19 protein-coding genes are annotated in these 17,697 nt (G+C 61.4%); 8 read left to right on the forward strand and 11 right to left on the reverse strand.

Annotation, left to right across the window (positions count from 1 at the left end):
• Window positions 1-575: 575 nt before the first annotated feature.
• Complete coding sequence (locus HCF10_RS16185) at window positions 576-1,016, reverse strand: hypothetical protein (protein WP_131696909.1); 441 nt, start codon at window positions 1,014-1,016, stop codon at window positions 576-578.
• Between HCF10_RS16185 and HCF10_RS16190 the strand changes: the two genes are divergently transcribed.
• Window positions 1,015-1,470, forward strand: coding sequence for a tRNA (cytidine(34)-2'-O)-methyltransferase (locus tag HCF10_RS16190; RefSeq protein ID WP_010563141.1), 456 nt, complete (start codon window positions 1,015-1,017; stop codon window positions 1,468-1,470). The two genes, HCF10_RS16185 and HCF10_RS16190, sit on opposite strands and share 2 nt — an antisense overlap.
• Window positions 1,471-1,596: 126 nt before the next feature.
• On the opposite strand, the gene secB is transcribed toward HCF10_RS16190, so the two are convergent.
• The 3 genes from secB to HCF10_RS16205 are packed head-to-tail and all read right to left on the reverse strand — an operon-like array spanning window position 1,597 to window position 2,788.
• Window positions 1,597-2,076: a protein-export chaperone SecB gene (gene secB, locus HCF10_RS16195; RefSeq protein ID WP_014716520.1), complete on the reverse strand. Its 480-nt coding sequence runs from the start codon at window positions 2,074-2,076 to the stop codon at window positions 1,597-1,599.
• 42 nt (window positions 2,077-2,118) lie between these two features.
• Window positions 2,119-2,373 carry a glutaredoxin 3 gene (gene grxC, locus HCF10_RS16200; RefSeq protein ID WP_033896917.1) on the reverse strand — a complete coding sequence of 85 codons (255 nt, stop codon included), beginning with the start codon at window positions 2,371-2,373 and terminating at the stop codon, window positions 2,119-2,121.
• A gap of 1 nt (window position 2,374) precedes the next feature.
• On the reverse strand, window positions 2,375-2,788 hold the full coding sequence (locus HCF10_RS16205) for a rhodanese-like domain-containing protein (RefSeq protein ID WP_131696911.1): 414 nt from the start codon (window positions 2,786-2,788) through the stop codon (window positions 2,375-2,377).
• A gap of 151 nt (window positions 2,789-2,939) precedes the next feature.
• Here HCF10_RS16205 and gpmI point away from each other — a divergent pair, with 151 nt between their 5' ends.
• The 4 genes from gpmI to HCF10_RS16225 all read left to right on the forward strand — a co-directional run bounded on the left by gpmI (window position 2,940) and on the right by HCF10_RS16225 (window position 8,136).
• Entirely contained in the window at window positions 2,940-4,466 is a 1,527-nt protein-coding gene (gpmI, locus tag HCF10_RS16210; RefSeq protein ID WP_167655941.1) for a 2,3-bisphosphoglycerate-independent phosphoglycerate mutase, read from the forward strand.
• A gap of 246 nt (window positions 4,467-4,712) precedes the next feature.
• Window positions 4,713-6,008, forward strand: coding sequence for a murein hydrolase activator EnvC family protein (locus HCF10_RS16215; protein WP_145335875.1), 1,296 nt, complete (start codon window positions 4,713-4,715; stop codon window positions 6,006-6,008).
• Window positions 6,009-6,038: 30 nt separating this feature from the next.
• Window positions 6,039-7,355 carry a S41 family peptidase gene (locus tag HCF10_RS16220; RefSeq protein ID WP_131696914.1) on the forward strand — a complete coding sequence of 439 codons (1,317 nt, stop codon included), beginning with the start codon at window positions 6,039-6,041 and terminating at the stop codon, window positions 7,353-7,355.
• 1 nt (window position 7,356) lies between these two features.
• Window positions 7,357-8,136, forward strand: a complete 780-nt coding sequence (locus tag HCF10_RS16225; RefSeq protein WP_167655942.1) for a divergent polysaccharide deacetylase family protein — start codon at window positions 7,357-7,359, stop codon at window positions 8,134-8,136.
• Here the strand turns inward: HCF10_RS16225 and HCF10_RS16230 are convergent.
• The 7 genes from HCF10_RS16230 to HCF10_RS16260 form a co-directional block, all read right to left on the reverse strand.
• Window positions 8,127-8,885: a substrate-binding periplasmic protein gene (locus HCF10_RS16230; protein ID WP_167655943.1), complete on the reverse strand. Its 759-nt coding sequence runs from the start codon at window positions 8,883-8,885 to the stop codon at window positions 8,127-8,129. The two genes, HCF10_RS16225 and HCF10_RS16230, sit on opposite strands and share 10 nt — an antisense overlap.
• Before the next feature lie 66 nt (window positions 8,886-8,951).
• A complete protein-coding gene (hisF, locus tag HCF10_RS16235; protein ID WP_003171107.1) occupies window positions 8,952-9,722 on the reverse strand; it encodes an imidazole glycerol phosphate synthase subunit HisF in 771 nt (256 codons plus the stop codon).
• Between the two features lie 9 nt (window positions 9,723-9,731).
• The gene (gene hisA / locus HCF10_RS16240; RefSeq protein ID WP_057010603.1) at window positions 9,732-10,469 is read right to left on the reverse strand and encodes a 1-(5-phosphoribosyl)-5-[(5-phosphoribosylamino)methylideneamino]imidazole-4-carboxamide isomerase; all 738 of its coding nucleotides are present in this window, start codon (window positions 10,467-10,469) and stop codon (window positions 9,732-9,734) included.
• A 38-nt stretch (window positions 10,470-10,507) separates the two neighbouring features.
• A complete protein-coding gene (locus HCF10_RS16245; RefSeq protein ID WP_065925755.1) occupies window positions 10,508-10,765 on the reverse strand; it encodes a DUF2164 domain-containing protein in 258 nt (85 codons plus the stop codon).
• Window positions 10,766-11,404 carry an imidazole glycerol phosphate synthase subunit HisH gene (hisH, locus tag HCF10_RS16250; protein WP_131696918.1) on the reverse strand — a complete coding sequence of 213 codons (639 nt, stop codon included), beginning with the start codon at window positions 11,402-11,404 and terminating at the stop codon, window positions 10,766-10,768.
• On the reverse strand, window positions 11,404-11,997 hold the full coding sequence (gene hisB / locus HCF10_RS16255) for an imidazoleglycerol-phosphate dehydratase HisB (RefSeq protein ID WP_003218037.1): 594 nt from the start codon (window positions 11,995-11,997) through the stop codon (window positions 11,404-11,406). The genes hisH and hisB overlap by 1 nt, the downstream gene beginning before the upstream one ends.
• Window positions 11,998-12,166: 169 nt before the next feature.
• A complete protein-coding gene (locus HCF10_RS16260; RefSeq protein ID WP_131696919.1) occupies window positions 12,167-13,828 on the reverse strand; it encodes an OFA family MFS transporter in 1,662 nt (553 codons plus the stop codon).
• A 324-nt stretch (window positions 13,829-14,152) separates the two neighbouring features.
• On the opposite strand from HCF10_RS16260, the gene HCF10_RS16265 reads away from it, so the two are divergent.
• From HCF10_RS16265 to HCF10_RS16275, 3 genes are read left to right on the forward strand one after another with little or no spacing between them, the layout of a single operon-like run.
• The gene (locus tag HCF10_RS16265) at window positions 14,153-16,363 is read left to right on the forward strand and encodes an AsmA family protein (RefSeq protein WP_131696920.1); all 2,211 of its coding nucleotides are present in this window, start codon (window positions 14,153-14,155) and stop codon (window positions 16,361-16,363) included.
• On the forward strand, window positions 16,360-17,427 hold the full coding sequence (gene mutY, locus HCF10_RS16270; protein WP_131696921.1) for an A/G-specific adenine glycosylase: 1,068 nt from the start codon (window positions 16,360-16,362) through the stop codon (window positions 17,425-17,427). Before HCF10_RS16265 ends, mutY begins: the two co-directional genes overlap by 4 nt.
• Window positions 17,424-17,696, forward strand: a complete 273-nt coding sequence (locus HCF10_RS16275) for an oxidative damage protection protein (RefSeq protein ID WP_027605083.1) — start codon at window positions 17,424-17,426, stop codon at window positions 17,694-17,696. Before mutY ends, HCF10_RS16275 begins: the two co-directional genes overlap by 4 nt.
• Window position 17,697 lies beyond the last annotated feature (1 nt).

The raw sequence follows: 17,697 nt of genomic DNA on the forward strand, positions 1-17,697 counted from the left end.
CCCGATGGCGGAGTGTCAGTCGATATCTATCTGACTGACACTCCGCCATCGGGAGCAAGCCCCCTCCCACATTTGGACCTCCACACGGACTCAGAATCGTGCACCGCTTCAATGCACCCTGTTCTAGCATCGCGCACACGTTCCACGCCCGAAACTAACGTTTTGTTAAGAAAATGCTGAACCTCGAAAACACCAAAGCCCCGTATTCCGGGGCTTTGCGCTTTCTGGAGAAATTTTTTGCCACAACTTAGCCACTCTGGCACGCGCCCTGCAATAACCCCAGTACAACCCAGTTTCGGGGACCTTGGTACAGGCAGGCCGAGAATCCCCTCTTTACACCCGGGGTGCTTGATGCGAACCGCGTCGCGCTCTACACCGCTTTCGGGAACCTCGGTACAGGCAGGCCGAGGACTCCCTCTTTAACACCGAAGCCTCTGGCTTCACCCCGTTTTGGGAGCCCTGGTACAGGCAGGCCGGGAACTCCCTTCTTTACACCCGGGGCTTATGTGGCTCAGCGCCCATAGCTCCAGCCCGTTTTGGGAGCCTTGGTACAGGCAGGCCGGGGATTCCCTCTTTTATTGCTCTTGGAGATGGATCTCCAGCCGCCAGCGGCCATCGGCCTTCTCCCCTTTCCACTCCCCGCGCAACGGCCGAGCCGCCACCAGGTTCAGCAGCAAGCCCGCATCGGTCTTGCGCACGCGCCAGTTCACATCCTTGTCGTTGACCTTGAGCTGCCCACTGGCGGCCTTGCCTTGCGCGTCGAACAACAGCGCCACGGTGCCGTCGATGTGCTCGCCGTGCAGCTTGGGTTCGCTGTTGAACCACACCACCACACCGTCCGCAGCCGTCTCTACCTGCTGCAACTCGACCGGGTCAGGAGTGGTCAGGCGGCCGATCATCAGGCCCACCATCAGGCCGACAATCGCCAATGAGCCCATGACCCTCGGCATTAGCTTCGGCCTTGGGTCTTCTTCAGGGGTAGAATGCAGCGCATCTTTGCCTTCGGAGCCGTGCATGTTTCACGTCATCCTTTTTCAACCAGAAATTCCGCCGAATACCGGCAACGTTATCAGGCTGTGCGCCAACAGTGGCTGCCACCTGCATTTGATCGAGCCCCTGGGCTTCGACATGGACGACAAGCGTCTTCGTCGTGCCGGACTGGACTACCACGAGTACGCCACCCTCCAGCGCCATGCCGACCTGGCCAGCTGCCTGGAAAGCCTCGGACACCCGCGCTTGTTCGCGTTCACCACCAAAGGCTCGCGGCCGTTTCATGATGCCAGCTTTGCCGAGGGCGACGCCTTCCTGTTCGGCCCGGAAAGCCGTGGCCTGCCAGCCGAGGTACTCGACGCCCTGCCCGACGGCCATCGCCTGCGCCTGCCGATGCGCGAAGGCTGCCGCAGCTTGAACCTGTCGAACACCGTCGCCGTTGCCGTCTACGAAGGCTGGCGCCAACTCGGTTTCAAATAGCACACATAACAAATGTGGGAGGGGGCTTGCTCCCGATGGCAGAGTGTCAGTCGACATCTAGGTGACTGATCCACCGCTATCGGGAGCAAGCCCCCTCCCACATTGGGTTCTGCGTCGGGTTCGAGATTACTGAACCGTCGGCGCGCCTTCCTGTTGCATGCGCTGCAGCTCTTGAGCGTACAGGGCATCGAAGTTCACCGGAGCCAGCATCAGCGCAGGGAACGAACCACGGGTGACCAGGCTGTCCAGGGTCTCGCGGGCATACGGGAACAGGATGTTCGGGCAGAACGCACCCAGGGTGTGGCTCATGGACGCTTCGTCCAGGCCCTGGATCAGGAAGATACCGGCCTGTTGCACTTCAGCGATGAAGGCCACTTCTTCGCCATTCTTGACGGTGACCGACAAGGTCAGCACGACTTCGTGGAAGTCGCCTTCCAGTGCCTTTTGACGGGTGTTCAGGTCCAGGGCAACGCTTGGAGTCCATTCCTGGCGGAAGATCGCCGGGCTTTTCGGCGCTTCGAACGACAGGTCACGCACATAGATACGCTGCAGCGAAAATTGTGGGCCTTGGGCTTCTGCTGCTTCGGTGTTCTGTTGGTCAGTCATCGCAGATCCTTCTTGATCTTGGGGTCTTTTAGGGGTTAGGAGTCAGACGAGCAGCAGCGCATCGAGTTTACCGGCGCGCTCCAGGGCAAACAGGTCGTCGCACCCACCGATGTGCCTGGCGCCGATCCAGATCTGCGGCACGGACGTGCGCCCCGCCTTCTGGGCCATTTCGGCACGCACCTGGGGCTTGCCATCGACCTTGATTTCTTCGAAGGCAACGCCCTTCTTCTCAAGCAGGGCCTTGGCCCGCATGCAGTAAGGGCACCAATCGCTGGAATATACGACGACCTGGCTCATATCACTTCACCAGCGGCAGGTTGTCGGCGCGCCAGCTGCTGATGCCACCGGACAGCTTGGCGGCGATGAAACCGGTCTTGAGCATTTCGCGGGCGTGGGTGCCGGCGTGCTGGCCCTGAGCGTCGACCAGGATGATGGTCTTGGCCTTGTGCTTTTCCAGCTCGGGCAGGCGCGCGATCAGCTTGTCCTGAGGGATGTTCAGGGCACCGACGATATGGCCCGTGGCAAAATCCTTGGCCGGGCGAATATCCACCACAATGGCCTCGTCCTTGTTAACCAGCGCGGTCAGCTCCGACGTGCTCAGGCTGCGGCCACCACGGCTCAATTCGTGAGCGATCAGCAGCGCCAGCAGGATGACGAAGGCACCCACGAGCAGATAGTGGGCAGTGGCAAATGCAATCAGGTGATCAACCATCAAGGAGGTTCCAGAGCGTTAAAATGGCGGTAAGTATACACAGCCGTCAGGGGGGGCCAACCCCCGTAAAGCGGTGACGTGGTCGGAACTTCGCTTTAAACTGCCACTCCCTTTTCAATTGCCTTCCTTTATTACCGCCGCGAGAGGATCTATGACTACCACGCCTAAACCTTTGGTCCTGATAATTCTCGATGGCTTCGGACACAGTGAAAGCCACCACGACAACGCGGTGTACGCGGCCAAGAAGCCGGTACTCGACCGTCTGACCGCGACGGTGCCCAACGGCCTGATCTCCGGCTCGGGCATGGACGTGGGCCTGCCGGACGGCCAAATGGGCAACTCGGAAGTCGGCCACATGAACCTCGGCGCCGGACGAGTGGTATATCAAGACTTCACCCGTGTGACCAAATCGATCCGCGATGGCGAGTTCTTCGAGAACCCGACTATCTGCGCAGCGGTAGATAAAGCAGTGGCCGCCGGCAAGGCCGTGCACTTCATGGGCCTGCTGTCCGACGGCGGCGTTCACAGTCACCAGGACCATCTGGTGGCGATGGCCGAGCTGGCCTTCAAGCGCGGCGCCGACAAGATCTACCTGCACGCCTTCCTCGATGGTCGCGACACCCCGCCAAAAAGCGCGCAATCCTCCATCGAGCTGCTGGACGCCACTTTCGCCGCCCTGGGCAAGGGCCGCATCGCCAGCCTGGTGGGCCGCTACTTCGCCATGGACCGCGACAACCGTTGGGACCGCGTATCCCAGGCCTACAACCTGATCGTCGACGGCCAGGCCGAATTCCACGCCGCCACCGCCCAGGAAGGCCTGGAAACTGCCTACGCCCGTGGCGAGAGCGATGAATTCGTCAAGGCCACCACCATCGGCGAGCCGGTAAAGGTCGAAGACGGAGACGCCGTGGTGTTCATGAACTTCCGCGCCGACCGTGCCCGCGAGCTGAGCCGTGTGTTTGTCGAAGACGGTTTCAAGGAATTCGAGCGTGCGCGCCAGCCAAAAGTCCAATACGTCGGCCTGACCCAATACGCCGCCAGCATCCCGGCACCCGCTGCCTTTGCTGCCGGCAGCCTGGACAACGTGCTGGGCGACTACCTGGCGAAGAACGGCAAGACCCAGCTGCGTATTGCCGAAACCGAGAAATACGCCCACGTGACCTTCTTCTTCTCCGGCGGGCGTGAAGAACCGTTCCCTGGCGAAGAGCGCATCCTGATCCCGTCGCCAAAAGTCGCCACCTACGACCTGCAGCCGGAAATGAGCGCGCCGGAAGTCACCGACAAGATCGTCGACGCCATCGACCACCAGCGCTACGACGTGATCGTGGTCAACTACGCCAACGGTGACATGGTGGGCCACAGCGGCAACCTGGAAGCTGCGACCAAGGCCGTGGAATGCCTGGACCTGTGCGTCGGCCGCATCGTCGACGCCCTGGAAAAAGTCGGCGGCGAGGCGCTGATCACCGCCGACCACGGCAACTGCGAGCAGATGTCCGACGAATCCACAGGCCAGGCCCACACCGCCCACACGACCGAGCCGGTGCCGTTCATCTACGTCGGCAAGCGCGACTTCAAAGTGCGTGATGGCGGCGTGCTGGCGGATGTGGCGCCGACCATGTTGATGCTGATGGGGTTGGAGAAGCCGAAAGAGATGACCGGGACCTCGATCCTGGTCTGATCCAAACAACAGTGTGGGAGGGGGCTTGCCCCCGATAGCAGTGGGTCAGCCAACACCTATTCAGCTGACACACCGCAATCGGGGCAAGCCCCCTCCCACATTAGCTTCGCGGTGTTTGGTAGATGTCTTTTTGCCATACCGCCACCACTCGGCACCTATCTTGCCTTCCAGTCCGAATTGGGCGTTTTTTTTGCGGCGCTTGGCGGGCATACTAGGCCGTCCCTTTCCCTGGTGTCGCCCGCCTCTATGCTTCGCGCCTTGATTACCCTTGCTCTTGTCTGCCTGCTCCAACCGGCGTTTGCCGACGAGCGTGCACAAACTCAACAACAGTTGGACGCTACGCGTCAGGACATTACCGAGCTGAAAAAACTGCTCGGCAAGCTCCAGGAAGAAAAATCCGGGGTGCAGAAAGACCTGCGCGGCACGGAAACCGAAATGGGCAAGCTGGAGAAGCAGGTCCAGGAGCTGCAAAAAGAACTAAAGAAGAGCGAGTCGGAACTGGAGCGACTCGACGCTGAGAAAAAAAAACTCCAGAGCGCACGCGTTGAACAGCAGCGTTTGATCGCAATCCAGGCCCGCGCCGCCTACCAGAGCGGCCGCCAGGAATACCTCAAACTGTTGCTCAACCAGCAGAACCCGGAAAAATTCGCGCGCACCCTGACCTACTACGACTACCTGAGCAAGGCCCGACTGGAGCAGTTGAAAAGCTTCAACGAGACCCTGCGCCAGTTGGTCAACGTCGAACAGGAAATCGCCAACCAGCAGTCGCAGTTGGAGGACCAGAAAGCCAGCCTCAACGCCCAGCGCGACGAGCTGGACAAGGTCCGCAAGGAGCGCCAGCTGGCCCTGGCCAAGCTCAATGACGACGTGAAGGCCCGCGACGCCAAGCTCCAGGCCCGCGAGCAAGACCAGGCCGACCTGGCCAAAGTGCTCAAGACCATTGAAGAAACCCTGGCACGCCAGGCACGTGAGGCCGAAGAAGCGCGACAGAAAGCGCTGATCGCCCAGCAGGAAGCCGAAAAAAAGCGCCAGCGTGAGGCCGAACTGGCAGCCACCACCGATGCCCCGGCGCCCCGCAAACCGGCGCATGCCGCTCCTGGCCCGCTGGTTTCCAGTGCTGGCGAGTCCTTCGGCGGGCCTTTTGCTTCAGCGCGCGGCAAACTTCCATGGCCAGTTGATGGTCGACTACTGGCACGCTTTGGGGAAACCCGTGGCGATGACACCCGCGCCAAGTGGGACGGGGTGATGATCAGCGCCTCTGCCGGCAGCCAGGTCCATGCCGTACACGGTGGGCGCGTGGTGTTTGCCGATTGGCTGAGGGGCGCCGGTTTGTTGGTGATTCTCGACCACGGTAATGGCTATTTAAGCCTTTATGGCCACAATCAGACGTTACTCAAGTCGGCAGGTGATGTTGTAAAAGCCGGTGAATCCATCTCCACTGTCGGTAACAGTGGCGGCCAGGACACCCCAGCGCTGTACTTCGCTATTCGTCAGCAGGGTCGCCCGAGCGATCCCGCACAATGGTGCCGGTCCCAAGGATAGGGTCGCATCTACATTAGGAGTTCGTTCGACATGCTGCATTTGTCCCGCCTCACTTCGCTGGCCCTGACGATCGCCCTGGTGATCGGCGCGCCTCTGGCTTTTGCCGACCAGGCCGCCCCGGCTGCACCCGCCGCCACGGCCGCGACCACCAAGGCGCCGTTGCCGCTGGACGAGCTGCGCACCTTTGCCGAGGTCATGGACCGGATCAAGGCAGCCTATGTCGAACCTGTAGACGACAAGACCCTGCTGGAAAATGCCATCAAGGGCATGCTCAGCAACCTCGATCCGCACTCCGCCTACCTCGGTCCGGAAGATTTCGCCGAGCTGCAGGAAAGCACCAGCGGCGAATTCGGCGGCCTGGGCATTGAAGTCGGCGCCGAAGACGGCAATATCAAGGTGGTCTCGCCAATCGATGACACCCCGGCGTCCAAGGCCGGCATCCAGGCCGGTGACTTTATCGTCAAGATCAACGGCCAGCCGACCCGTGGCCAGACCATGACCGAAGCCGTCGACAAGATGCGCGGCAAGATCGGCCAGAAAATCACCCTGACCCTGGTGCGCGACGGCGGCAACCCGTTTGACGTGACGCTCACCCGCGCAACCATCGTGGTCAAGAGCGTGAAGAGCCAGCTGCTGGAATCGGGCTACGGTTACATCCGCATCACCCAATTCCAGGTCAAGACCGGCGACGAAGTGGCCAAGGCCCTGGCCAAGCTGCGCAAGGACAACGGCAAGAAACTCAGCGGCATCGTGCTCGACCTGCGTAACAACCCAGGCGGCGTGCTGCAGTCGGCGGTGGAAGTGGTCGACCACTTCATCACCAAGGGCCTGATCGTCTACACCAAGGGTCGTATCGCCAACTCCGAGCTGCGCTTCTCGGCCACCGGCAACGACCTCAGCGAAAACGTACCCTTGGCTGTGCTGATCAACGGCGGCAGCGCCTCGGCGTCGGAAATCGTCGCCGGCGCCCTGCAAGACCAGAAACGCGGCGTGCTGATGGGCACCACCAGCTTCGGCAAAGGCTCGGTGCAGACCGTGTTGCCGCTGAACAACGAGCGTGCGCTGAAGATCACCACCGCGCTGTACTACACGCCGAACGGCCGCTCGATCCAGGCCCAGGGCATCGTGCCGGACATCGAAGTGCGCAAGGCCAAGATCACCAACGAAATCGACAGCGAGTACTACAAGGAAGCGGACCTGCAAGGTCACCTGGGCAATGGCAACGGCGGTGCCGACCAGCCAACCGGCAGCAGCAAGAAAGCCAAGCCGATGCCGCAGGACGATGATTACCAGCTGGCCCAGGCGCTGAGCCTGCTCAAGGGCTTGAGCATTACACGCAGTCGTTGATATGCGTGTTGCCCTGATCATCGCTGTGCTATGCAGCCTGGCAGGGGTCGCCCACGCGGCCCCTGCCAGCGAATCCCACAAAGCCTACCTGACCCTCATCATCGACGACCTGGGGCAAAACCTGACCCGGGATCGTCGCGTGCTTGCCCTGCCTGGGCCGGTGACCACGGCGATCATGCCCGACACGCCCCACGCCGCCGAATTCGCCCGCGAAGCGCACAAGGCCGGCAAGATCGTGATCCTGCACATGCCCATGGACCCCGCCACCGGCCCGTTCGCCTGGCACCCCGAGCTGCCTATCGAAGAGTTGGGCAAACGCCTGGACGCGGCCTTCAACGCCGTGCCCTATACCGCCGGTATCAACAACCACATGGGCAGCCGCATGACCGCGCAACCGGCCGCCATGGCCTGGCTGATGGCCGAGCTGCAACGGCGCAACAAGTTCTTCGTCGACAGCCGCACCAGCGCGCAGACCGTAGCCGCTGCCGAAGCGCAGAAGATTGGCCTGGCGCATGTTTCGCGGGATGTGTTTCTCGATGACGAACGCACCGAAGCGGCGATCACCACGCAACTGCAAACCGCGATCAAACTGGCGCACAAACAGGGTTCGGTGGTGATGATCGGCCACCCTTACCCACAAACCCTGGCAGTGCTGGAGCGCGAGTTACCCAAGCTCAAGGCCCTGGGCATCGACTGGATAGATATCAAGTTGATGATCAGTGTGCGCAGCAATCAAGCCATGGCTGGGCACGGCAAGAACGGCACCTACCGCTACAAATAGTTCGCCATGATCTGTTCCACCCGCCCTTCAGAGCGCAACTGATCCAACGCCGCCTGCAGCTTGGCTACCGTCTCATCCGGCACATCCTTGTTCAGCGCCAGGTACAACTGAGCACTGTTGAACCGCAGCACGGTCTTGAGCCCCGTCACACCGACCTGGCGCGCAAGATAACGCCCGGCCGGGTCGCCGGTGGCCCACAGATCGATCTGGCCATCCATAAGCTTTTGCGCGTTGTCCTGGTCGCGCAACACCACCACCGGGTTAAGGCCCTGCTTCTCCAGGGTCTCGGCGATGGCGTCGCCTTTATAGGCGCCGATCCTGTAGCGCCGCGCGTGCTCCAGGTCATCGAGCTGGATCTTGCTGTCGGCTTTGGCCAGCAGCACCCAATCATCCGGGCCGATGGGGCCGACCCACTTGAACAGCGCTTCACGATCCGGCAGACGCGCCATCACGAACACGCCATAGCCGGGCTTCTCCAGGGCGAGTTTGTAGATCCGCTCCCAGGGAAAACGCAGGGTGAGATTGTAGGAAATGCCGGCACGCTTGAAGGTCTCGCGCACGATGTCCACGGCGATGCCTTCGATGTTCTCGTCCTTGGCGAAGTTCTTACCGTTCCTGGCCATGTTGTAGGGCGGGAAATTTTCCGTCAGCAACACCAGGGAGGCGTCAGACGGTTCCTCTGTGCAATGGGCCGAGCCGGCCAAGAGAATGGACGTGCTGGCGACAGCAAGAAGCAGTTGTTTGAACATGAAGGCTACCGGAATCCATGGCAAGCGCAGAGAGTGCCGCGCGCCTGCCATGGTGTCCAGCAACGTTTAGCGAACGACGATACCGCGCGCCGCCATGTAGGCCTTGGCCTCAGGAACGGTGTATTCGCCAAAGTGAAAAATACTCGCCGCCAGCACCGCGCTGGCATGGCCTTCGATCACGCCGTCGGCCAGGTGTTGCAGGTTACCGACACCGCCTGAGGCGATCACCGGAATACCCAGCGCATCGCTGATGGCGCGGGTCACGCCCAGGTCGAAGCCGTTCTTCATGCCGTCCTGGTCCATGCTGGTCAGCAGGATTTCCCCGGCGCCCAGGCCTTCCATCTTCATCGCCCACTCCACCGCGTCCAGGCCGGTCGGCTTGCGACCGCCGTGGGTGAAGATCTCCCAGCGCGGGGTTTCGCCCGGGCCGGAGACTTTCTTGGCGTCGATGGCTACCACGATGCATTGCGAGCCGAAGTGCTGCGCGGCTTCGCCGACGAACTCTGGGTTGAACACCGCAGCGGTATTGATCGAGACCTTGTCCGCACCGGCATTGAGCAGGTTGCGAATGTCTTGCACGGTGCGCACGCCACCGCCCACGGTCAGCGGGATAAACACCTGGCTGGCCATGCGCTCGACGGTATGCAGCGTGGTGTCGCGGCCGTCGACGCTGGCGGTGATGTCGAGAAAGGTAATCTCGTCGGCACCTTGCTCATCGTAGCGACGGGCGATTTCCACCGGGTCGCCGGCGTCACGGATGTTCTCGAACTTGACGCCCTTGACCACGCGACCGTTGTCGACGTCCAGGCAAGGGATGATGCGTTTGGCCAGCGCCATGGTCAGTCCTCAGCCGTTGTAGGCATCGCAGTAAGCCTGGGCTTCGGCGACGTCCAGGGTGCCTTCGTAGATCGCACGGCCGGTGATGGCGCCGATGATCCCTGGCGCCTTGGCGTCCAGCAGCGACTTGATGTCGCCCAGGTTGTGAATACCGCCGGAAGCGATCACCGGGATCCTGGTCGCAGCGGCCAGCGCAGCGGTGAACGGCACGTTGCAGCCCTGCATCATGCCGTCTTTGGCGATGTCGGTATAAACGATGGCGGACACGCCGTCGGCTTCGAACTGCTTGGCCAGGTCGATGACTTGCACGGTGCTGATTTCAGCCCAGCCGTCGGTAGCGACGAAACCGTCTTTAGCGTCCAGGCCCACGATCACTTTGCCCGGGAACGCGCGGCAGGCTTCGGCGACGAAGGCCGGGTCTTTCACGGCCTTGGTGCCGATGATCACGTAGCTCACGCCGGCCTTGACGTAATGCTCGATGGTTTCCAGGGAGCGGATACCGCCGCCGATCTGGATCGGCAGGTTCGGGTAGCGCCTGGCGATCGCGGTGACCACCTCGCCGTTGACCGGCTGGCCTTCGAAGGCGCCGTTCAAGTCCACCAGATGCAGACGACGGCAGCCCCCTTCCACCCATTTGGCAGCCATGCTCACCGGGTCATCGGAGAACACGGTGGAATCTTCCATACGGCCTTGGCGCAGACGTACGCAGGCGCCGTCCTTGAGATCGATAGCGGGGATAATCAGCATCTGGCAAACCTTATTCGATATTCAGCAATGCTTGGAAATCAGGGTTTCTCAAGCGACCACAGGTCGCTTTCGATGCTTTCGAACCTTTCTTTAAGGAGCGTCTGCGTATCGAAAATCGCCCTGTTGTAATAATGCGGAGCCACTTCGGTGGTGAACAGCTCAAGAATCTCGGCGACCTCGAACGAGCCCAGCTTGAGCTCGAAGCGGTCTTCCATGAAGCGCTTGATCTTGAGGGTAGCCTCACTCTCCTGTTCGGGCGTGAGGTTCAAGATTGGCAGCTTCGGCTTCCTGGCCATTTACCAGCGCCCATCCCAGGCGGCGAAGTTCTGCAGCAATTGCAGGCCATGGGTATGGCTCTTCTCCGGGTGGAACTGCACGGCAAACCGCGAACCTTCGGCCAACGCTGCGGCGAAGTCGACGCCGTAGTGCCCGCCCCCCACCACCTGGCCCGGTTTACCGGCGGCGATGTAGTAGCTGTGCACGAAGTAGAAACGCGCCATGTCCGGCACTTCGTGCCACAGCGGGTGATCCACGGTCTGGCGGACTTCGTTCCAGCCCATGTGCGGGACTTTCAGGTGTTCGCCGTCTTCATGCAGGTCTTTGCCGAAGAACTTCACTTTGCCCGGGAACAGGCCGATGCAGTCAACGCCGTCGTTCTCTTCACTGCTGTCGAGCAAGGCTTGCATGCCCACGCAGATGCCGAGGAACGGGCGATCCTGGCTGACTTCGCGCACCAGGCTGTCAAAGCCCAGGCGGCGAATTTCGGCCATGCAATCGCGAATTGCACCTACACCGGGGAACACCACGCGGTCGGCTTCGCGAATCACATTGGCATCGCTGGTGATCAGCACCTTGCCGGCCCCTACGTGCTCGAGGGCCTTGGCCACCGAGTGCAGGTTACCCATGCCGTAATCGATAACCGCGACCGTCTGCATTACAGGACGCCCTTGGTCGAGGGCATTTGCCCGGCCATGCGGTCATCCAGCTCCACGGCCATGCGCAGCGCGCGGCCGAAAGCCTTGAACACGGTTTCGATCTGGTGGTGGGTGTTGGTGCCGCGCAGGTTGTCGATGTGCAGGCTGACGAGTGCGTGGTTGACGAAGCCCTGGAAGAACTCCTGGAACAGGTCGACATCGAAGCCGCCCACGGTGGCGCGGGTGTACGGCACGTGCATCTGCAGGCCTGGGCGGCCGGAGAAGTCGATGACCACACGCGACAGCGCTTCGTCCAGCGGGACATAGGCGTGGCCGTAGCGACGGATGCCTTTTTTGTCGCCGATGGCCTTGGCAAACGCCTGGCCGAGGGTGATGCCTACGTCTTCCACCGTGTGGTGGTCGTCGATATGCAGGTCGCCCTTGCTGACGATATCCAGGTCGATCAGCCCGTGACGGGCGATCTGGTCCAGCATGTGCTCAAGAAAAGGTACACCGATATCAAATCGGGCCTTTCCGGTGCCATCCAGGTTGATCGAGGCTTTGATCTGGGTTTCCAGAGTGTCGCGCTCGACGGACGCCTTACGTTCGGCCATCACCAGCTCCGCAAAATCATTGGGCGAAAAAGGCAGCCATTATAGGGGCGCGGGCGCTAAACAGAAACATCGAAGGGGATAAGACTGACGAGTTGAAGCGGGGAGTGTCGGGGATAGACATGTGTATACAAGCGGGCGCTCCAGGATGGTGCGCCCGCTTGCAGTCAACTTAGTGGAACAGTACTGCCGTCTTCTGCAGGGTCACCCACACACCCCACGCCAACGGAATACCCACCACCAACCAAGCGGCGATCGCCAATGGCACGGTGCCGGACGCGGCTTTCCACTCCAGCGAAGTGGTGGCATCAGCCCCTTTGTCATGGCCCAGCGCTTGCTCTGCGGCAAGTTCTGCATCGGTCATGAAGTACTTGTCGGCCACAGGGCGGACCAGCATGTTGCAGATAAAGCCCAGCACCAGCAGACCCGCGAGGATATACAAGGTGATGTCATAGGCCGCAGCGCGTTCGACGCCGATGCTCAGTTGATATTCACGCAGGTAGTTCACCAGCACCGGGCCCAATACGCCCGCGGCTGCCCATGCGGTCAGCAGGCGACCGTGGATCGCGCCGACCATCTGGGTACCGAACAGGTCGGCCAGGTAGGCCGGGACGGTCGCAAAACCACCGCCGTACATCGACAGGATGATGCAGAACGCCGCGACGAACAGCGCCACGTTGCCCAGGTGCCCCAGGTTCGGGATCAGCGCATACAGGGCAAAGCCCAGGGCGAAGAACACGAAGTAGGTGTTTTTACGGCCCAGGTAGTCGGAGAACGACGCCCAGAAGAACCGGCCACCGATGTTGAACAGGCTCAACAAACCGGTGAAGCCCGCAGCGATGGCAGCAATCGACGCCAATTGCCCGGCGTCCAACTGGCCAAACGGCACATCAACACCCAGCAGCTTGCCACCGAACACTTCCTGCAGCAGCGGCGAAGCCATGCCGAGGATGCCGATACCGGCCGATACGTTCAGGCACAGCACCAGCCATACGAGGCGGAATTGCGGGGTTTTCCACGCCACATTCACGTGCACGTGACGGTGAGTGATCATCGCGTTACTGGCTTTTTTCGCCGGTGCGGTCCAGCCCTCAGGCTTCCAGCCGGTCGGTGGGACGCGGTAGGACAGCGCGCCGCCGATCATGAACACGAAGTAGATCGCGGCCATCACCAGGAAACTCTGCCATACGCCCACGCTGGTCGGCGAAGCGAAGTGACCCATCAACGCAGCAGCCAGCGGGGCGCCCACCATTGCGCCACCGCCGAAGCCCATGATCGCCATGCCGGTGGCCATGCCGCGCTTGTCCGGGAACCACTTGATCAGGGTCGATACGGGCGAGATATACCCCAGGCCCAGGCCGATACCGCCAATGACCCCGGAGCCGATCCACATCAGCCAGATCTGGTGGGTATAGATACCCAATGCCGAGATCAGCAGGCCGCCACACCAGCACAGCGCCGACACAACACCGGCCTTGCGTGGCCCGGCATGTTCCAGCCAGCCACCCCAGATCGCTGCCGAGCAGCCCAGGAAGATGAAGAACAGGGTGTAGATCCAGCCCAGCATGGAGATGGGCCAGTCGCATTGGGACGAGAAGACTTGGGCGATGAAGCTCATGTCCGGTGCGCAGGCGACCGGCTTGGTGATACCCAGCGCCTTGGACAGCGGCAACCAGAACACCGAGAAGCCGTAGGCCATGCCGATGCACAGGTGGATGGCCAGGGCGGCCGGTGGAACCAGCCAGCGGTTGAACCCGGGCTTGGCGATAATGCGCTCCTTGGACAGGAACGCAGGCTGTGCGGCGGTAGTGCCGGCCACAGTGCTAGTGCTCATTGATGAATCCCCCAGTTATTAGTATGCGTTCGTCAGGCGCTCTCTCCCTCGGCCTTGCACGCAAAGCGTGGCCGTTTTTGTAGAGTGAAGCTCCATTTGGCGCGACGATAAGTCGCAGAAGGCGAACGAACGGCCGAAGATTAGCATTAGCGGATGACAGAAAAACCAAAATGACATCATCTTTTTGCGATTTTTCGGTTTTATTGACGTCAAAAACCCGCTTTCGCCGCCATGGATACAATGTAACGATCGGTGACCTGACGCAGGCCGTCGGGCGTTATACTCTGCGGCTAAATTTTGAAATCGACATACAAGGACTCGCCCATGAAAGCGTTCGGCAAAATCCTGGGTCTGGTACTTCTCGGGCTGTTGCTGATCATTGTGGCTCTGGGCTTTGCCCTGACCCACCTCTTCGATCCCAACGACTATAAAGACGAGATTCGCCAGATTGCCCGCGACAAGGCCCACATCGAGCTGACACTCAATGGCGATATCGGTTGGAGCCTATTCCCCTGGCTCGGCCTGGAACTGCACGAGGCCAGCGTGGCGACCCTGACCACGCCGACCCAACCCTTTGCCGACCTGCAAATGCTCGGCCTGTCGGTGCGCGTGCTGCCGCTGCTGCGTCGCGAGGTGCAGATGAGCGATGTGCGTGTCGAAGGCCTCAACCTGCGCCTGAACCGCGACAAGCAGGGCCATGGCAACTGGGAAGACATCGGCAAGAACGCGCCGGTGGCAACTGCCGGAACCCCCGCGCCAGCGCAAGCGCCTGCTGAGCCCGAAGCGGAAAAACCGTCAAAGCCGATCCGCCTGGACATCGACAGCCTGACGGTCAACAACGCCCGCGTCGAATACAACGATGAACAGACCGGCAAGCAATTCAGCGCCGAAAGTATCCAGCTGAGCACCGGCGCCGTGCACGAAGGTGCGAGCATCCCGGTGAAACTCACCGCCTTCTTCGGCAGCAACCAGCCGGTGATGCGCGTCAAGACCGAACTCAACGGCAACCTGCGTATTGAGCGCGCGCTCAAGCGCTACCAGTTCGAAGACATGAAAGTTACCGGCGAAGCCACGGGCGAGCCGCTGCAAGGCAAGACCGTGACCTTCTCCACCCAGGGCCAGTTACTGGTGGACCAGGCGGCCAATATCGCCGAATGGACCAACCTGAAACTCTCGGCCAACCAACTGCGCGCCCTGGGCGAGCTGAAGGTCAACGACCTGGACAAGACCCCGCAGCTCAGCGGCGCGCTGTCCATCGCCCAGTTTGACCTGGCCAAGTTCCTCGACAGCGTCGGCAACCCGCTGCCGCCCATGGCCGAGGGCAGCCTGAGCAAGGTCGAGTTGGTCAGCCGCCTCAAGGGCACTCCGACCAGCCTGGCGCTGGAAGACCTGAACCTGAAACTCGATGGCAGCACCTTCACCGGCCGCGTCGCCGTGGACGACTTTGCCAAGCAAGCGCTACGCGTGCAGCTCAAGGGCGATACCTTCAACGCCGACAACTACCTGCCGGCCAAGTCCGAATCCGCCAAGGGCGCAACCGCCGCCCGCCAGGCCGAAGTGCAGAACAGCGAAGCCGGCGCCATGGCGGCCGGGGGCACCACTCCACTGCCGGAAGCACCGACCAAAGGCGCCTGGAGCACGGACAAACTGCTGCCACTGGCCCACCTGCGCAAGCTGGATGTCAATGCCGACCTTGCCTTCGGCCAACTGACCCTGAGTAAATTGCCGATCCAGAATGCCGTGCTGAAGGCGTCCGGCGTCGACGGCCAACTCAAGCTCGACACCCTGAGCGGCGGGCTCTACAACGGCACCTTCCAGGCCAACGGCAGCCTGGACGTACGCCAGGACATTCCGCTGCTGGCCCTGCAAAGCCGGATCAAGCAGGTACCGGTCGAACGCATCCTGCAGGCCCAGGGACAAACGCCACCGGTGAAAGGCCAGGTCACCCTCGACAGCAACCTCAGCGGCCGCGGCAACAGCCAGAAAGCCCTGATCGACAGCCTCAACGGTACCGCCAGCTTTGTGATCAACAACGGCGTGCTGCTCAACGCCAATCTCGAGCAGCAACTGTGCACCGGTATCGCCCTGCTCAACCGCAAGACCTTGAGCGGCGAACAACGCGGCAAGGACACACCGTTCCAGGAGTTGAAGGGCAACCTGACCTTCCGTAATGGCGTCGCCAACAACCCCGACCTGAAAGTGCGCATCCCAGGGCTGGCGGTCAACGGCAACGGTGACGTCGACCTGCGCGTACTGGGTATGGATTACCGCGTCGGCATCATCGTCGAAGGCGACCAGCGCGAAGTACCGGACCCAGCCTGCGAAGTCGGCGCCAACTTCCAGGGCATCGAAGTGCCGCTGCGCTGCCGTGGCCCGCTGGAACTCGGCGCCAAAGCTTGCCGCCTGGACAAGGACGGCCTGAGCCAGGTCGCGATCAAGGCGGCCGGCAACAAGCTCAGCGAGAAGCTGGAAGAGAAGCTCGACAAGGTCAACCCGCAGCTCAAAGATGCTTTGAAAGGCCTGTTCAAACGATGAGAAACGAGCAGTTTTCAACGGCGGTGCTGGACTGGTACGACCGCCACGGCCGCCATGACCTGCCCTGGCAACAGGGCATCACGCCCTACCGGGTGTGGGTCTCGGAGATCATGCTGCAACAGACCCAAGTCAGCACCGTACTCAATTACTTCGACCGCTTCATGGCCTCGCTGCCAACGGTCGAAGCCCTCGCCGCCGCGCCGGAAGACGAGGTACTGCACCTGTGGACCGGCCTGGGTTATTACACTCGAGCACGCAACCTGCAAAAGACCGCGAAGATCATCGTGGCGGAGTACGGCGGCGAGTTTCCCAGGGATGTCGAAAAGCTCACTGAGTTGCCCGGCATTGGCCTGTCCACCGCCGGCGCGATTGCCAGCCTGAGCATGGGCCTGCGCGCGCCGATCCTCGACGGCAACGTCAAGCGCGTGCTGGCACGCTTTACCGCGCAAGAGGGCTACCCAGGCGAACCGAAGGTGGCCAAGCAGCTGTGGGCCACCGCAGAACGCTTCACCCCCCATGATCGCGTTAATGCCTACACCCAGGCGATGATGGACATGGGCGCCACCCTCTGCACCCGCAGCAAGCCCAGCTGCCTGCTGTGCCCGCTGGAAAAAAACTGCGAAGCCCATATGCTCGGCCTGGAGACCCGCTACCCGATCCCCAAGCCGCGCAAGACCATCCCGCAGAAGCGCACGCTGATGCCGCTGCTGGCCAATGCCGAAGGGGCGATTCTGCTTTACCGTCGCCCTTCCACGGGCCTGTGGGGCGGTTTGTGGAGCCTGCCCGAGCTGGACGACCTGCAAGACCTCGAACACCTGGCTAACCAGCACGCGCTCGAACTGGGCAAGCACCAGGCACTGCCAGGGCTGATCCACACTTTCAGTCATTTCCAACTGGCCATCGAACCCTGGCTGGTCCAGGTCGAGGAAACTGCCCATCACGTGGCCGAGGCCGACTGGCTCTGGTATAACCTCGCCACCCCGCCGCGCCTGGGCCTTGCCGCCCCGGTAAAGAAACTGCTGAAGCGCGCGTCCGATGTATTGAACGCAGGAGAGTCGTCATGACCCGCACCGTAATGTGCCGCAAGTACAACGAAGAATTGCCAGGCCTGGAACGCCCTCCGTACCCAGGTGCGAAGGGCCAGGACATTTTCGATCATATCTCCGCTCAGGCATGGGGCGACTGGCTGAAACACCAAACGCTGCTGATCAATGAAAAACGCCTGAACATGATGAACGCCGAAGACCGTAAATACCTGTCAGGCGAAATGGACAAGTTCTTTTCCGGCGAGGATTACGCCAAGGCCGACGGCTACGTGCCACCTGCTCAATAAT

Origin of the sequence: Pseudomonas sp. B14(2022), assembly GCF_012030485.1 — a bacterium.
Classification (GTDB): domain Bacteria; phylum Pseudomonadota; class Gammaproteobacteria; order Pseudomonadales; family Pseudomonadaceae; genus Aquipseudomonas.

Excerpts from the sequence above, each read along its gene's own strand:
- grxC (WP_033896917.1), bottom strand. The coding sequence starts at position 2,373 with ATGAGCCAGGTCGTCGTATATTCCAGCGATTGGTGCCCTTACTGCATG.
- hisH (WP_131696918.1), bottom strand. The coding sequence starts at position 11,404 with ATGCAGACGGTCGCGGTTATCGATTACGGCATGGGTAACCTGCACTCG.
- HCF10_RS16185 (WP_131696909.1), bottom strand. The coding sequence starts at position 1,016 with ATGCACGGCTCCGAAGGCAAAGATGCGCTGCATTCTACCCCTGAAGAA.
- HCF10_RS16220 (WP_131696914.1), top strand. The coding sequence starts at position 6,039 with ATGCTGCATTTGTCCCGCCTCACTTCGCTGGCCCTGACGATCGCCCTG.
- secB (WP_014716520.1), bottom strand. The coding sequence starts at position 2,076 with ATGACTGACCAACAGAACACCGAAGCAGCAGAAGCCCAAGGCCCACAA.
- hisB (WP_003218037.1), bottom strand. The coding sequence starts at position 11,997 with ATGGCCGAACGTAAGGCGTCCGTCGAGCGCGACACTCTGGAAACCCAG.
- HCF10_RS16215 (WP_145335875.1), top strand. The coding sequence starts at position 4,713 with ATGCTTCGCGCCTTGATTACCCTTGCTCTTGTCTGCCTGCTCCAACCG.
- HCF10_RS16260 (WP_131696919.1), bottom strand. The coding sequence starts at position 13,828 with ATGAGCACTAGCACTGTGGCCGGCACTACCGCCGCACAGCCTGCGTTC.
- HCF10_RS16245 (WP_065925755.1), bottom strand. The coding sequence starts at position 10,765 with ATGGCCAGGAAGCCGAAGCTGCCAATCTTGAACCTCACGCCCGAACAG.
- HCF10_RS16225 (WP_167655942.1), top strand. The coding sequence starts at position 7,357 with ATGCGTGTTGCCCTGATCATCGCTGTGCTATGCAGCCTGGCAGGGGTC.
- HCF10_RS16230 (WP_167655943.1), bottom strand. The coding sequence starts at position 8,885 with ATGTTCAAACAACTGCTTCTTGCTGTCGCCAGCACGTCCATTCTCTTG.
- HCF10_RS16190 (WP_010563141.1), top strand. The coding sequence starts at position 1,015 with ATGTTTCACGTCATCCTTTTTCAACCAGAAATTCCGCCGAATACCGGC.
- HCF10_RS16265 (WP_131696920.1), top strand. The coding sequence starts at position 14,153 with ATGAAAGCGTTCGGCAAAATCCTGGGTCTGGTACTTCTCGGGCTGTTG.
- gpmI (WP_167655941.1), top strand. The coding sequence starts at position 2,940 with ATGACTACCACGCCTAAACCTTTGGTCCTGATAATTCTCGATGGCTTC.
- HCF10_RS16205 (WP_131696911.1), bottom strand. The coding sequence starts at position 2,788 with ATGGTTGATCACCTGATTGCATTTGCCACTGCCCACTATCTGCTCGTG.
- HCF10_RS16275 (WP_027605083.1), top strand. The coding sequence starts at position 17,424 with ATGACCCGCACCGTAATGTGCCGCAAGTACAACGAAGAATTGCCAGGC.
- hisF (WP_003171107.1), bottom strand. The coding sequence starts at position 9,722 with ATGGCGCTGGCCAAACGCATCATCCCTTGCCTGGACGTCGACAACGGT.
- mutY (WP_131696921.1), top strand. The coding sequence starts at position 16,360 with ATGAGAAACGAGCAGTTTTCAACGGCGGTGCTGGACTGGTACGACCGC.
- hisA (WP_057010603.1), bottom strand. The coding sequence starts at position 10,469 with ATGCTGATTATCCCCGCTATCGATCTCAAGGACGGCGCCTGCGTACGT.